This window comes from Vibrio sp. 1288 (assembly GCF_033344475.1).
Genome location: NZ_JAWPOX010000005.1, coordinates 178,988 through 193,830, shown reverse-complemented (window position 1 = coordinate 193,830; position 14,843 = coordinate 178,988). Strand labels below are relative to the sequence as shown.

Annotated in this window: 15 protein-coding genes; 12 read left to right on the top strand and 3 right to left on the bottom strand. The window is 44.0% G+C overall.

Features of this window, described 5'->3' with window-relative positions; translation table 11 throughout:
* Positions 1-347 precede the first annotated feature (347 nt).
* Positions 348-1,109, top strand: a complete 762-nt coding sequence (locus tag R8O11_RS06175; RefSeq protein WP_318193997.1) for a cytosolic protein — start codon at positions 348-350, stop codon at positions 1,107-1,109.
* A gap of 103 nt (positions 1,110-1,212) precedes the next feature.
* Positions 1,213-2,244, top strand: a complete 1,032-nt coding sequence (locus tag R8O11_RS06170) for a hypothetical protein (RefSeq protein WP_005393521.1) — start codon at positions 1,213-1,215, stop codon at positions 2,242-2,244.
* A 157-nt stretch (positions 2,245-2,401) separates the two neighbouring features.
* On the opposite strand, the gene R8O11_RS06165 is transcribed toward R8O11_RS06170, so the two are convergent.
* Both R8O11_RS06165 and R8O11_RS06160 read right to left on the bottom strand, forming a co-directional pair.
* Positions 2,402-2,758 (bottom strand): YibL family ribosome-associated protein, encoded by a 357-nt coding sequence (locus tag R8O11_RS06165; protein ID WP_005374274.1) that lies wholly within the window; start codon positions 2,756-2,758, stop codon positions 2,402-2,404.
* Positions 2,759-2,843: 85 nt separating this feature from the next.
* On the bottom strand, positions 2,844-3,839 hold the full coding sequence (locus R8O11_RS06160; RefSeq protein WP_025768075.1) for a 2-hydroxyacid dehydrogenase: 996 nt from the start codon (positions 3,837-3,839) through the stop codon (positions 2,844-2,846).
* A gap of 242 nt (positions 3,840-4,081) precedes the next feature.
* Between R8O11_RS06160 and R8O11_RS06155 the strand changes: the two genes are divergently transcribed.
* Positions 4,082-4,564 carry a L,D-transpeptidase family protein gene (locus R8O11_RS06155; protein WP_005374271.1) on the top strand — a complete coding sequence of 161 codons (483 nt, stop codon included), beginning with the start codon at positions 4,082-4,084 and terminating at the stop codon, positions 4,562-4,564.
* Between the two features lie 35 nt (positions 4,565-4,599).
* Here the strand turns inward: R8O11_RS06155 and R8O11_RS06150 are convergent, their stop codons facing one another.
* Positions 4,600-5,310, bottom strand: coding sequence for a glycerophosphodiester phosphodiesterase family protein (locus tag R8O11_RS06150; protein WP_017819703.1), 711 nt, complete (start codon positions 5,308-5,310; stop codon positions 4,600-4,602).
* A gap of 230 nt (positions 5,311-5,540) precedes the next feature.
* On the opposite strand from R8O11_RS06150, the gene R8O11_RS06145 reads away from it, so the two are divergent.
* The 9 genes from R8O11_RS06145 to R8O11_RS06105 all read left to right on the top strand — a co-directional run bounded on the left by R8O11_RS06145 (position 5,541) and on the right by R8O11_RS06105 (position 14,834).
* Entirely contained in the window at positions 5,541-6,206 is a 666-nt protein-coding gene (locus R8O11_RS06145) for a response regulator transcription factor (RefSeq protein WP_017635544.1), read from the top strand.
* Positions 6,206-7,579: a sensor histidine kinase gene (locus tag R8O11_RS06140; protein WP_005374264.1), complete on the top strand. Its 1,374-nt coding sequence runs from the start codon at positions 6,206-6,208 to the stop codon at positions 7,577-7,579. Before R8O11_RS06145 ends, R8O11_RS06140 begins: the two co-directional genes overlap by 1 nt.
* A 207-nt stretch (positions 7,580-7,786) precedes the next feature.
* Positions 7,787-9,880, top strand: coding sequence for a TonB-dependent siderophore receptor (locus R8O11_RS06135; RefSeq protein ID WP_213871503.1), 2,094 nt, complete (start codon positions 7,787-7,789; stop codon positions 9,878-9,880).
* A 74-nt stretch (positions 9,881-9,954) separates the two neighbouring features.
* Complete coding sequence (locus R8O11_RS06130) at positions 9,955-10,722, top strand: DUF3450 domain-containing protein (RefSeq protein WP_005374260.1); 768 nt, start codon at positions 9,955-9,957, stop codon at positions 10,720-10,722.
* Entirely contained in the window at positions 10,723-12,090 is a 1,368-nt protein-coding gene (locus tag R8O11_RS06125) for a MotA/TolQ/ExbB proton channel family protein (RefSeq protein WP_042523423.1), read from the top strand.
* Entirely contained in the window at positions 12,090-12,644 is a 555-nt protein-coding gene (locus R8O11_RS06120; protein ID WP_017819708.1) for a MotA/TolQ/ExbB proton channel family protein, read from the top strand. Before R8O11_RS06125 ends, R8O11_RS06120 begins: the two co-directional genes overlap by 1 nt.
* Complete coding sequence (locus tag R8O11_RS06115) at positions 12,641-13,045, top strand: ExbD/TolR family protein (RefSeq protein ID WP_005374257.1); 405 nt, start codon at positions 12,641-12,643, stop codon at positions 13,043-13,045. The genes R8O11_RS06120 and R8O11_RS06115 overlap by 4 nt, the downstream gene beginning before the upstream one ends.
* Positions 13,045-13,665, top strand: a complete 621-nt coding sequence (locus tag R8O11_RS06110; RefSeq protein ID WP_172563684.1) for an energy transducer TonB — start codon at positions 13,045-13,047, stop codon at positions 13,663-13,665. Before R8O11_RS06115 ends, R8O11_RS06110 begins: the two co-directional genes overlap by 1 nt.
* On the top strand, positions 13,662-14,834 hold the full coding sequence (locus tag R8O11_RS06105; RefSeq protein ID WP_005374255.1) for a tetratricopeptide repeat protein: 1,173 nt from the start codon (positions 13,662-13,664) through the stop codon (positions 14,832-14,834). The genes R8O11_RS06110 and R8O11_RS06105 overlap by 4 nt, the downstream gene beginning before the upstream one ends.
* The last annotated feature ends 9 nt before the right edge of the window (positions 14,835-14,843 follow it).

Sequence of the window (14,843 nt, the reverse complement as noted above, 5' to 3'; positions counted from 1 at the left end):
GAAAGCACCGGTCTTGAAAACCGGCATACGTTAATAGCGTATCTAGGGTTCAAATCCCTATCTCTCCGCCACTTTTAAAAAACCGCTGTTCTTACAGCGGTTTTTTTGTATCTGCTGTTTTTTAACCGCTGTTATCGAAACTTCTAATTGGTTTTTCTCTAGCTCTTTCTCCAAGTTTTTGCGTACCTACATTGGGTTTAGTTTACGCAGTAATACCTTCAATCGAAGACATTTCCATACGTGTCATTTGGGCTTCAAATAGAGCTTTGTTAAGTCTCAACGTGGGATGCTTAAACGCATTTTGATAGAGTCCCAGTCTAAATACTGCAAATGTACTTGGAGGAAAAATGAAGCTACTTTACTGGTTAGATGAATGGCAAGCTCTTACTCAAAAAGAACAAGAGACGGCTTTACCTATCTCTGGCTACGATTTACTTGATGATGTGTTTGTGAAGTATGAACTCGTCGATCTTAACAAGCCATTGTTGTTCACATTTTCTCCTTCCGGTACTGATGTGCAGGTACAAGACTTAACTCCGGATTTTCCTCCTTGGGGCTACGAGCTCGGAATACAACAAAAAGTAAACATTATTGCCTTTCAACATTTAGGACAAAGTAATTGGTTCCGTAGTCGGAATTTGATTTTCTTTCTGGAGCAGCTATCTGAGTTGCTTCATCCCTTCAAATGTCGTTTGGGTTATGGGCAAAGTCGAGGTGGCTTTGCAATTGGCGCGTTCGCTAACTTGCTGAAACTAGAACATCTTTTGTTGTTTTATCCTGTTAGCACTAAAAATAAAGCGTTAGTGCCTTGGGATGATCGGCCGAGTACTGAGCTTGCTCAGCAGTTTGCTTGGGAAAGCGGCTACCATGATCGAGATTTGGGCAATGCCAAAGGTTATATTATTTATGACCCATCCAATCGCATTGATCGTCTTCATGCTGAACGTTATCCAGAGCTTACCCATTTAAAAGTCGTCGGTATGGGACACGGCACTCAATCCACACAATTAGATAAATTAGAATTTTTTAATCTGGTGGCGCAGGAGTTTGTTCGCCATCAAACCTTAGATATTGACCAATTTAATAAGCAAATTCACGCTTTGTTTTAAAAGAGGACTGATATCAGAGTCCCCTGTAACCAGGGGGAGATGATCACACACTAAAAACTAGATTTTTAACACAATTGCTAGGCGCAATTTAGATGGAGGATTAATGAAGTTACTGTACTGGTTGGATGAATGGCTGGCTCTTTCTCGTGAAGAACAGCAAACCAGGCTACCGATGTCCGGGGAGGACTTACTTGATGATGTATTTGTTAAGTATGAGTTTGTCGACCGCAATAAACCGTTGTTGTTCACCTTTTCCCCTGCTGGTACGAATCTACAAGTACAGGACTTACACTCAGACTTTGCGCCTTGGGGTTATCGCTTAGCCCAGAAACAAAAAGTAAATATTATTTCATTTCAGCATCTTGGGAAAAGTAACTGGTTTCGCAGCCGTAATTTGATTTTCTTTCTAGAGCAACTGTCGACTTTACTTGAGCCCTTTGAATGTCGTTTAGGCTATGGACTTAGCCGCGGTGGTTTTGCTATTGGTGCCTTTTCTAATCTATTAAAGTTGGATCAAGTATTGATGTTTCACCCGGTCAGCACAAAAAACAAAGTTTTGGTGCCATGGGATGATAGGCCAAGTACTGAACTTGCCCAACAATTTGATTGGGAAGGAAAGTATCACGACCTCGACCTTGGCGATGCAAAAGGCTATATCATTTATGATCCAACTAATGAAATCGACCGCCTTCACGCCAAACGCTACCCAGAGCTCACTCACTTAAGAGTCTTCGGGATGGGACATGGTACCCACGCGACGTATTTGAATAAATTCGGTTTTTATAAGCAAGTGGCTGTAGACTTTATACGTTATCAGAAGATAGATATAGCGCAGTTTCGTCATCAGACTAAAACGCTGCGATTAAAAGAAGATTACTATCAGTGCCTTAACAAGGCGAATGCGAGTTCACAGCATCGTTTGAACTTACTGAGTACCGCTCATAATGTGTTAATTGAAGAAAAGAAAGAACATGTGAAGGAGCATCAAGCGCAAATCGATATTCAGCCACTTGTTGATATTGCGATGAAGCATGAGCATGACAATCCGCAAGATGCAGTACAACTTTTGGAAGTGGCTCAGCAGTTAGTTCCGAATGACCCCGTTGTGGAGCACAAGTTGCAGCAACTGTCGTAGGCGAGTAATGCAGACTGGCATTTTGAATTTGGTCAGTGGCTTTTGTCGCTGGCCTTTTTAAGAGCTTATGGGTTGATATTTCGATGAAATTTAATGAAGCAGTACAAAATAAAAAGCCCAAGCAAATGCTTGGGCTCCATAAATGTTAATGCGAGTTTTAAAACTCTTTTGGCGCAAAGCCTGTCATCACATCAAGGCGAAGTTCTTTACCAACTTTTGTTAATGGGTGAACGATTACTAAGCCGCGTACGCGTTTTTTCAGTTTGCCGATGTCCGCTTGTTCTGCTTTGGTGATTTCACGAGAGAAAGGCATATCAAGTAAGCTTTTACGTTCTTTGTTCAGCTCATAGTTTTGCTTGTGCTTTAACTGGTTAAGCTTTTTGGTAAGCTGTTCTACTTCATCCGTGAACTTTGTAATCATTTCGTGATCACCACGAGAACGTGCCGCATCAAGTTTACGTTGGCATGTATCTAAACGGTTGTGCAGCTTTTGAATATCAGTTTTTATGCTCATGGTAATTTGGCTCAAATTTTAAATAGTCGAGAAGTATAGCATAGCTGAGATCACACGCTCTACTATACTTCTCGATTGTCTGGCTTTAGTTAATCAGTTCATTGCCCGATACGTTACCAGAGAAAAAGGCTTCGACGTTATCAAGCGTCACAGAGGCAATATTATTAAGTGCTTCGTGAGTCAAGAATGCTTGGTGGCCAGTAAACAGCACGTTATGACAAGCCGATAAACGGCGGAAAACATCATCTACAATGACATCGTTAGATTTATCTTGGAAGAATAAGTCTTTTTCATTGTCATACACGTCTAGGCCAAGCGCACCAATCTTACCTTGTTTCAACGCTTCTATCGCCGCTAGTGAATCTAGCAACTCGCCTCGACTGGTGTTAATGATCATTACACCATCTTTCATTTGCGCGAAGGCTTTTTCGTTCAATAAGTGATAGTTTTCTTCACTCATTGGACAATGGAGAGAGATAACATCCGCATTAGCGTAGATTTCTTCAAGCGAACAGTAACGGGCTCCTATTTCTAGTGCTAATGGATTTTCGTAGGGGTCGTAGCAAAGCAGTTCCATGCCAAGCCCTTTGAAGATACGCATCGTCGCGATACCAATCTTACCCGTACCAATAACACCAACGGTTTTTCCGAAAAAGTTAAAGCCAACAAGACCTTCTAGCGAGAAGTTGGCGTCACGTGTCCGTTGGTAGGCCTTGTGAAGACGGCGGTTTAGGCACATCATTAAACCAACCGTGTGCTCTGCCACTGCTTCTGGTGAGTAAGCTGGAACTCGAACCACTTGTAAGCCTAGTTCTTTGGCTGCTTGTTGATCAACTTTATCAAATCCCGCGCAGCGCATAGCAATAAGCTTGGTCCCGCCTAGAGAAAGCTGTTTAAGAACGGGAGCTGAAAGATCATCATTAACGAACGCACATACGACATCACTGCCGTGCGCCATCTTGGCTGTTTTTTCGGTTAGTCGGAAGTCGTGATAGTGAAATTCAAAATCGCGGTTATTTTTAATTTTATTAAAAGAGGCTTCGTCGTAGGATTTTGCACTAAAAAAAGCAATGTTAATCATGGTTCCCTCTCAAAAAGTACGGACTTTATAAATAAATATGCTTATAAAGTAATGCAACTTAGCCGCAATGAATAGAGAAATCTTCTCTTTGACTTTTGTTGTATCAAACAACAACAAGAAGTACGCCTTTCAGCGAGTGCTATCTTACGGTTCCGCATTAGATACTGTTTGCTTTACGAGCATTAACTGACTAGCATTATCGCTCTTTTCTTGTTCACTTTATTAGCTTAGGCGTTACGACAATGTCAGTAAAATGGTTCTCTATGTTCTTGTGTTGTGTGTTTGCTTCGGGCACTCACGCAGCTGTTGACCTTGTTAAAGTCGACAAGTCTAAGCGTCGAATGTATTTGATGGAACAAGGAGCAGTGCTAAAAGAATACCGAATTGCTTTAGGAGCGAACCCGCAAGGACATAAACAAGAAGAGGGAGACAATCGCACGCCAGAGGGCGAATACACTCTAGATTATGTTATAGAGGACTCTGCTTTTTATCGTTCTGTGCATATCAGTTACCCTGATGCGATTGATACGTTGGAAGCGAAGCGCCGAGGTGTGTCCCCTGGAGGGAACATCAAAATTCATGGCTTAAAAAACGGTGAGAGTCAGTTGCCGATTTACATCCAAAGTTTTGATTGGACTAATGGGTGTATTGCGATTACCAACGAGGAGATGGACGAATTTATCCAGCTTGTCGAGATGGGGACACCAATTCAGATTGAGTGGTAATAAAAGGTCCCCTTTAATGTTCTGGCTCTTATAGGCTATGGCATAAAGCGCTGTGGATGATCACTAAAAATACCGTCTAATTGAGGTAGGTATTTCAGTTTATTTGGATTGTTCACCGTATAGCACATCACTTTGTAACCGGCTTGTTGGAGTTTGTTTATCTGGCGAGTACGAACCCAGTTAATATTTAGGTTGCAGCTATAGGCACTAACTTCTTCCAAAAGGCGTTTATCTTTTCTCGTAAAGAATTCACTTAACACACCCAATCGGTAGCCACTGCAGTATTTGTGCATCGCTCTAATGACGTCATGACTAAAGCTCGATAGGAGTACATTCTCTTGCGGCATTGGACTTTTTGTTAACGCATTGGCGAGAGTCTGCGCCACTTCTTCCGCTGGATGGTTGTCTACTTTAACTTCGATATTCAAGTTAAGCTTATTCTCAGTAGCTAAAGTGAGCAGTTCATCTAGTGTCACGATCTTCTCGCCTGAAAAGTCTGTGCTAAACCAACTACCGAAATCTAATGCTTTTAAGTCTTCCAGGGTGAGCTCATCAACACGCCCTTGTCCATTGCTGCATCGATTGACGGTATGATCATGGCAAACCACTAAAACATTATCTTTGGTAGGCTGTATATCCACTTCCACCCACTTCAACCCCAGGTCAATGGCTGCCTGAATGCTTATTTTTGTATTCTCAGGGTATGAACCTGCCACGCCACGGTGACCAATTAATAACGTTTCCATTCGCTTTATCTTTTGCTTTGCGGTTGCCAGATTGTACTCGTTTTTTCTATGAAGATATATCTAGGTGCATATTGTTAGGAACCTTTAGTAAAAGTGAACATTAAACTCTAATGGTACGTTGCTGCTTCTTGGACTGAGTCCTGTGGACTTAAAGCCTTAGAGTGTGTAGTTGTTTAATTGGTAAATGAGTAATAAAATGCGAACCATTTTTATTTGAATGGTGAGTGGTAATGTCACGAGTTTTGATAGTCGATGATGACGTTCCTTTGTGTGAGCTGTTAGAAGCGGTTTTGCAAGAGGAGGGCTACATCGTCTCTTCTGTGCATTGCGGTGAAAGTGCGCTGCAATATATGGAAAAAACGCCTGTAGATCTTGTATTGCTTGATGTCATGTTACCAAACCTTAACGGCATGCAAGTTGCTCGTAGGATCTGTCAGCGCTTCGCGACACCTATTCTAATGCTTACCGCTCTCAACGATGAAAACTCGATGCTTGATGGTTACCAAGCGGGGGCCGATCAGTATATCGGAAAGCCTTTTAATGTCGCTGAGCTTCTAATGCGCATCAAAGCGATTCTTCGTCGTGTTGGCTTGGAACGTCAACGTCAGACGATGTGTAGTACCGTTCAAACGATCAGTGACCAGCTTAATAGCTTACCCCTCACAAGTACGGAAGCTGAACTATTGAGCTACTTGGTAAAAAACCAAGGAGTCGTGATTTCAAAAGCAGAGCTTCAAACTGAAGTGTTAAAGAAAGAGCTGAGTCCTTTTGATCGCAACCTTGATATGCACATCAGTAACATACGTCGCAAGTTAGTTGAAGCGGGGCTTTCCAAGCAACATATCAAAACCTTCCGTGGCAAAGGTTACAGTTATTTAGAGGCTGTAAACTGTTAATGAAGCTCCGGTGTCCACCTTTTATTGCAAAACGTAAAGATAGCTTAGCGTTCAAGTTATTTAGTTGCATGACCGCAATTGTCATTAGCATTTTGGTCGTGCAATCCTTAGCGGAACAAGCTCTGGTGAAAGCCATGTTGAAAGTGCCCGATAGTGTGCGAGAAGAAATGCTAGACCTTGCACATCAAGCTAACGTATTGATTGAGCACGGAGACATGGACGAACTTGCTGACTGGGCAAATGCGCAAAACTTTTATTTATTTGTGTTGAATGAACATCAGCAACCAGTTACGCACCGTCTGATGCATCCGCACTTCGAGTTCAAACTTCAATTTAAGAGAAGCATCGATGATCAACTTGAGGGGAAAGTGAATCGCCCCATCATCAATATTCCTTTAGTTCATGGCAATACTTTAGTGATTCAGTTGCCACATCGACTGCACCCTGCAAATGACTTCATTCTGTATTTCTCTATTCTCAAAGTCGTGATTGCAGTGGTTATTTTGGCGCTCTTTTCACTGCTAATGGCACGTAACTTACAGCAACCATTGGATCGATTGAGAGAAGCAAGCAAAAAGCTATCTAATGGCGATTTTAATGTCAGTGTCGTGAAAGAGCTGAAGTCGAGCACGCGTGAGTTTAACGAGTTAGCGCAAGATTTCGATCACATGACGCAACAGATTCATTCTCTCGCTGAAAAGCAGCGACTGCTTATAAGAGATGTCTCTCACGAATTGAGAACGCCGTTAGCGAGGCAGAACTTGGTTCTGCATCTTTTGCGAAAGCGTGTTGGAGAAAGTGAGCAAAGTCTAGTGACAAGGTTAGAAGATGAAGCAAAAGAGCTAAACCATTTGATCAGCGATATATTGGAGTTCAGTCGCTTGGAAAATGCGCGCTTCGACAAAGCCACGAAACGCTGTGATTTAGAAGTTTTGCTCTCCCCGCAAGTAGAGCGTTGCAAAATAGATTTGAAGTCAGAACAGACGTTGTCTTTCCGCTCAGAAGCTGTATGTGCTAAAGCTTTTTGTGAAGAAACGCTCGTCATTCGTTGTTTGAACAATCTTATTGGTAATGCCATTAAATATTCAGGACAAGCATCTCAGATAGAAGTTTCTCTGGAAAATTATGTCAAAGAAGGGCAGCAGTTCACCATCATGTCAGTATCTGATGATGGGCCTGGTATTCCAGATAACAAGCTGGTCGATATTTTTGATCCGTTTACGCGCTTAGATGCTTCTAGAGATAAAAAGCTTGGTGGCTACGGTTTAGGTCTTGCGATTGTCAAAGAATCCATGCGTATTATGGGTGGAGCAGTTACGGCGAAAAACCGTGAGCAAGGTGGTCTGAGGGTTACTTTAGTGTTCAAGCAATAAGTATGATTAAGTTGTAACTTTTGTGACTAAAGTCACATTATGATGGCGCATCATCAGAGAGTACTTTACAAAAGTTTGCAAATGCAAAGAATGTAAATTTAATGCAAATGGTAATACTTATCACTTATATTCACCCGCGAAATAATTAAGAGGGAATCGCATTCAACAAGTATGTGACCCGAAAAATAATAATCGGAGTGAAAGGATATGTTTACTAAGAGCCATTTGGCGTTAGTGATCGGTGCAGTGTTAGCAACACCTGCAGTGGCGGAAGTTCAAACAGACGAACATGTAGTTGTAGAAGGTCGAGAGTTCGGCTACAAGGCAGATACAAACAGTACAGCAATGCGCATGGAAATGACGCAGCTGGAAACGCCGGGACAAGTAGCGGTTATCGATGAAACGGTAATTGATGAGCAGCGTGCAAGTACACTTGGTGAAGTGCTACGTAACGATGCAAGTGTTAGCGCGGGTGGTACAAGCCGTAACCGCGAACGTTTCTCTCTACGTGGTTTTGAACTTAGCAGTTCAGACGGTTTTCTTCGTGATGGTCGTCAACACTGGTCACACTACCGTCAGCCAATTGAGCTTTTAGAGCGTGTTGAAGTGCTTAAAGGTCCATCAGGTCTGCTATACGGTAAATCTGAGCCGGGTGGTTTGGTAAACATGGTTTCGAAAAAACCAACAACTCAAACACAAGCAAGTTTGAGTCAAGATCTAGGTTCGAATGATCACTCACGCACTGTGCTTGATGTGAGTGGCGCGCTAAATGATGCAGAGACACTGCGAGCGCGCGCAATTTTTGCCAAAGAAAGCTACGGCTCTTGGCGCAGGTACGGTGATGGCACTGAGCCTAAAACAGATCGTACGGTAGCTGGCCTAGTGGTTGAGTACGATATCACAGACAACTTTATGGTATCGGCTCATTACGATCGCACGAAAGACGACGGTAGCGTGGACTCTGGCGCATACATTGTTGATGGCAAAGCGGTTCGCGGTGATAAGTACATTTGGGATGCGCAGTGGTCTGAAATTGATAACGAAGTAGAAAACTACGGTGTCGATATTAATGCGCAAGTCACGGATAACGTGAACGTAAAAGCAGGTTACAACCGCCAAGACTTTAAGCGTTTTGATGTAGAGTCTTACCCTAAGTTTGATCAGTATGAAGAGTTAAATACGATTAAGCATCGAGGCAACGATCGCTCCGATAATTGGGTATTTGATACTGCATATATAGATGTGACGACGGACTTTACTTTGTTCGGTACGGAAAACACGTTGTTAGTGGGCGCTAACTACTTAGATTACAGTTATGATCGCTTTATGGCATTTCATAATGAGGCGAGTATTGCGCCAGGAGAAACGGTGCCTAAGCCTAGCTATCGTAGTTCGAAGAAATCACCAACTGCTGAGTACGATACTTGGGGTATCTACGCGCAAAATATGATGACGATTAATGATTACTGGCAAGTGCTTGCAGGTGTTCGTTATGACGAAAAGCGTGATGATGAACTGACCGAAAACCAGGTTTCTCCAAAATTTGGTGTCATTTTCCACCCATCGACGAATGGCTCGGTTTACGTTCAGTATTCTGAAAGCTTCATGCCTCAAGGTGAAGTCAGCAACGGTAGTCGTACCTACATCAATGAAGGTGAGAAACTCGACGCTGAGCGTGGTATCTCTTATGAAATCGGTACGAAGTGGGAACTGTTTGATCAGCGTTTATTTGTATCTGGTGCTGTGTTTGATATCACGTTAGAGAACATCTCGCTGGATGTTGAAAGCGGCAAAGACGCGGGCGGCAATCTCCTACACAAGAAAACGCAAGGTGGTGAGCAAGTTCACAAAGGCGCTGAGTTAATGGCTCAAGGTTTTGTGACCCCAGAGTTGTCGCTAACCGCTTCTGCAATGTATTTGGATGCAGAGCTTAAGAAGGCAGAAAGATATGAAGGTAACCGCCCTGTAGACGTGCCAGAGTTCTCGGCAAGTCTATGGTCTAGCTACAAGGTTCAAGACAACACTAACTTAAACCTTGGTTTGATTTATGAAGGTGATCGCTACGGTGATGCAAAGAACACCTTCAAGAAAGATGGCTACGCTCGCGTTGATATGGGCGTGTCATACAAACATAAGTACGATGAAAACTTGGATATTATTGCTCGATTCAATGTCGAAAACTTATTCGATACCGACTACTTCGCAGGTGGTGGTAGCACGAATGGCGAGCAAAAAGGTGCGAGTGGGGTTGTGGTTGGAGAAAGCCGCAACTACATGGCAACAATCCAGTTCAAGTACTGATAACAATTTGATTATTAAAGGGGAAGGGTAGTCTTCCCCTTTGGTCGTTTTTGGAACACAGAAATATAACTCGTATGAATCTAATGAAATCAAGTATCGCTCTGTTGATATCATCGGTTTTGATTCCCGCTCACGCGGCGAACTTAAACGATGCACAAGCTGTGCAGAGTAAAACAAACCAGTCGTCGGCGGTAAGCCAAAAACGTATTGATGCAAGCGCAGAAAAATCACTTACTCTAGAAGCTGAAATTGAGCAGCTGCAAGAGGAAGTCGGTAACTTGAAGATTTATCGCGATCATCTTGCAAGCCTTGTTGAAAGTCAAAATCAAGAAGTTGATAGCTTGAACGAGCAAATTGAGCAGATTGCTCAAACTCGTCAAGGTGTCGTGCCTTTGATGTATCACATGCTTGAGGGCTTAAAAGTGCTCGTCGCTAACGACAAGCCTATACGCAAAGCGCAACGTGAGGAGCGAATTGCAAAGCTGGATTCCATGATGACGCGTGCAGACGTTGCGGATGCAGAGAAGTTTCGTCGTATTTTAGAAGCGTACCAAATTGAAATGGATTACGGCACCAAGCTTGGCGTTTACCAAGGCAAGATTAACCTAGGTGACAATGAAGCTGTGGAGGCGGACATTCTCTATTTAGGGCGTTTGTCTTTGGTAGCGCGTAGCTTATCTGGTGACACATTTTGGAGCTGGTCACAGCAACAACAAGCATGGCAACAAGTGGGTTCTGAGCAAAAATCAGAGCTAGACAAAGCGTTCGCTATGGCGAATAAACAGATCGCGCCGAGCATGTTAACTCTACCAGTGTCGTTAACCGCTGCGGAGGGCAAATAAATGATGAAAAAATGGTTATCGGTTGCATTAATCTCGACAGCCGCATTAATGCCTTATACAACTTTTGCTAGTGATGCGTTGTTACAAAAGGCGCAGCAAGAAAATCGTCAACAGCAATCGCACAATGTCGCGCGTGAATCAGGTTTTAAGCAAACAGAGCAAGACCTACAGGCTATAAAGAATAAATTGGTGGCAGAGCGTGCTGCTCTTCAAGCAGAGGCGGACTCATTAAGTGTTACCTTCGGTGAAAATGAAGCAGAACTGGCACAGCTAGAAGAAAAGTTGCGTCTAGAAACCGGGAGCCTAGGTGAGTTATTTGGCGTCGTTCGCCAGAACGCAAAAGAGCTAGAGTCTGAGCTAAAAAGCTCAGTAACCGGTGTAGATGCAAACTCATATCAGAAAGATATCGATGCTATTGTTGCGGCTAAATCACTGCCAACGTTGACCCAACTTCAGGCGATGTGGCGCAGCATGGAAGAACAAATCAAAGCAAGCGGTGAAATGGCAAACGTCTCTTTCACACTGCTAAATGGCGAGGGTCGTGAACAAACGGTTAGTGGTGTTCGTCTTGGTTCTATGGCGCTGCTGGATGACACTGGCTACGTTAAGTGGAATGGTCAACGCGGAGATGCGGTAAACTATCTTCGTCAGCCTGAAAGCGGTCCAACAGCGAATACTATTTCCTCTGGTGACATTGATGCGCTTGTCATAGATCCGTCACGTGGCATTCTTCTTGAGCAGCTCGCAAACTCACCGACTTTGGCTGATCGCCTAAATGCGGGTGGCGTTGTCGGCAAAATCATCCTTGGTTTATTGGCTATCGGCCTATTGATTGCGCTCGTACGTGGTGCATCTCTGATGATTTCGCGCCAGAAAATCATGAAGCAACTGAAAACCCCAGCGCAGCCAGGAAACAACCCTTTGGGTCGCGTGCTTGCGGTATACCAGAAAGACAAGCATCGCAGCGTAGAAGCGTTAGAACTACGTCTTTTGGAAGCCGTTGTTGATGAGCAAACCCACCTAGAAAAAGGGTTGTCGATGCTTAAGCTTCTTGCTGCTCTAGCTCCTATGCTTGGCCTACTAGGCACGGTAACGGGTATGATCGAAACCTTCCAAGTCATCACTCAATTTGGTAATGGTGATCCGAAAGTAATGGCGGGTGGCATTTCGATGGCACTTGTGACTACCGTACTTGGCCTTGTTTCAGCCATGCCTTTGCTATTAGCGCACAACGTATTGAGCTCTCAAGCAGAAAATATTCGCAGTATCTTAGAAAAACAAGGCATCGGTTTAGTTGCAGAACAAGCTGAGCGTGATATGCCGAATAACAAAAGTCACTCTAACACCTTAGCGGAGAACGCAGCGTAATGGAGCAGATCCTACTCAGCACATTGGGTTTGATCAGTGAGGATTGGGCCACAACCTTGATGAGCTTTATGCAGCAAGGTGGTCAAATCCTATGGTGGCTGGCCGCCGTCGTGGCGGTGTGCTGGCTGTTGGTTATGGAGCGAGTTATTTATCTCACAACGGTTTTCCCTGGGGTAAAAAAACAGCTTTGTGAGCAGTGGCACGCAAGATCAGAGCACCACTCTTGGTACGCGCATCAAATCCGTGAAGGATGGATTGCAAAAGCGCAAATCGAACTACGCCAAAACCTATCGACTATTAAGCTACTTGTGGCGGTTTGCCCAATGCTAGGGTTGTTAGGGACGGTGACAGGCATGATTACGGTGTTTGACGTAATGGCATCGCAAGGCAGCAGCAATCCGAAATTGATGGCTTCTGGTATCTCACTTGCTACGCTGCCAACCATGGCAGGTATGGTAGCAGCGCTTGCGGGCATGTTTATTCATGCTCGCCTTAGCAAAGTGTGTGAACGAAAAGCTATCCAGTTAGAACAATCTTTAAGGAGTCAAAAGTGAGACTCGGACGCAGACCTAACCAACAAGATGAAGCTCAAGTCGATTTAACCTCGATGCTTGATATCGTCTTCATCATGTTGATCTTCTTCATTGTGACCAGTTCGTTTGTACGTGAATCCGGTGTAGAAGTGAATCGCCCCCAGGCTTCTAATGTAGTAAGTCAAAAAGACGCGGGCATTTTTATCGCAGTAACGGCAGCGAATGATGTGTACATTGACAAACGAGTGGTTGATATTGAGCGTGTTGAGGCCTCTATTGAGCACCTGTTACTTGATCAACCTGATGCCTCGTTAGTTATCCAAGCTGACGAGCATGCTTACAATGGCACTGTCGTGAAAGTGATGGACGCTGCAAAGGCGGCGGGTGTGAAGAACATTGCATTGGCGGCGGAGAAACCTTAATGGGCAGGCTGTTACTTGCACTACCAGCATCACTGTTAATTTCTGTGAGCTTGTTTAGCTTTATGGCGTGGATGGTTGATAAAGGCAACCAGCGTGCACCAGAAGCTTCAGAAGCCGTTCGTTTTGATATGGTGATGGTAGAGAATGAAGCAGACGTGCAGCGTCGTCAACGTTCAGTGCCGGAGCAACCAGAACCACCTCAAGCGCCGGAGCCAATGGATCTGTCTCAAGCTGACACTCAAATGGAACCAATGAGTCAGATGACGCCAGTCAGTGCTTTAGGTTTAAACACAGCCCTTGAAGGCATCGCGATTAGCGCCCCAAACTTGAAGGGAACAATGGGCAACCAGCAAGCACTGCCGTTGTATCGTGTTGATCCTCGTTATCCAAGTAAGGCGCTGAAACGTAAAGTGGAAGGTTATGTCATTATGCGTTTCACGATCGATGCAACTGGACGACCAAAAGATATTGAAGTGATCGAGGCTGAGCCCGAGCGCATGTTTGAAAGGGAAGCAATCCGTGCGCTTAAAAAATGGAAGTATCAGCCAAAAGTTGAGGATGGTGTGTCAATTGAGCAGTTCGGACAAACCGCTAAAGTGGAGTTCAAGTTAGCCAAATGATGAAAAAATTCTTAATCGGTACGGTATTAAGCCTGAGTGCACTCTCAACCATTGCCAGTGAGTTAAGCCAATACACCGCAGCGAGAGTTCAACGAGCACACAACTTGGCTCAAGAGGAGAAACTAAAAGAAGCGATTTCATCTCTTGAAGCTATGGAGCTTTCTCGTGGATATGACCAAGCTTATGTCGCTCGAATGTTGGGTATTTTTTACTGGCAGAACGAGCAAACTCAAGCGGCGATTAAGCAACTTGAGTTGGCAGTCAATAGTGGTTTGCTACAAGATGAGCAAGCATGGCAAACCCGAAAAATGTTGGCTGATATACTGCTGAACGAGCAACGTTTTTCTAAGGCTTTACCTCATTACTATGCCTTGAGCAAAAACATTCCTAAAGGTCAAAAAGCGCATGAACTATGGCTGCGTATTTCCCAATCTCATTATCAACTGAGTCAGTGGCAAAAAGTGCTTTCAGCAATGGCTCGTTATGAGAAGTTTGGTCAGCCAGACAAGCTTGGCGCATTGTCGATAAAGCTTTCTGCTGAGCTAGAACTGAAAAAGTGGAAGCCGGCAATCTCGACCATCAAACGCTTAATCGTGATTGAACCTGAGCGAATTGAATGGTGGCGTCAGCTTGTTGCTCTATACCTACGGGTTGATGACAACAAACGTGCCCTAGACTCTTTGGCGTTGGCAAAACTGAAAGGGTTACAACTTAGCCAAGATGACTTAAAGCTGCTGGCACAATTGTACGCGAAACGAGGTATTCCTGAGAGAGCTGCGTTGGTGATGAACGAGCTAGAGGATGTAAACTCGAATAGTAAGCTAAAAGCTCAGCAAGCAACGTATTGGCAAATGGCAAAAGAGTGGGAAGAGTCTATTGATAGCTGGCGTATTGCAGCTCAGCTAGATAGGCAGTATTACTGGAACTATTCTCAACTGCTGGTGCAAGAAGGCCATTATAAAGATGCCATTGCCGCGCTCGATAATGTCAGAGGTCGTAAAGCGGATGTTGCACTTATCAAAACTCGCGCTTACTACAAACTTAAGCGGTTTGACGATGCGCTCGCTAATGCCAAAAGAGCGAATGAGATTAAGCCATCGAATCAGGCAAAGAGTTGGGTTAAGTATCTATCACAGCTACGCAAAGTAGAATCGACGCAGAACTCATAGCGAACATTT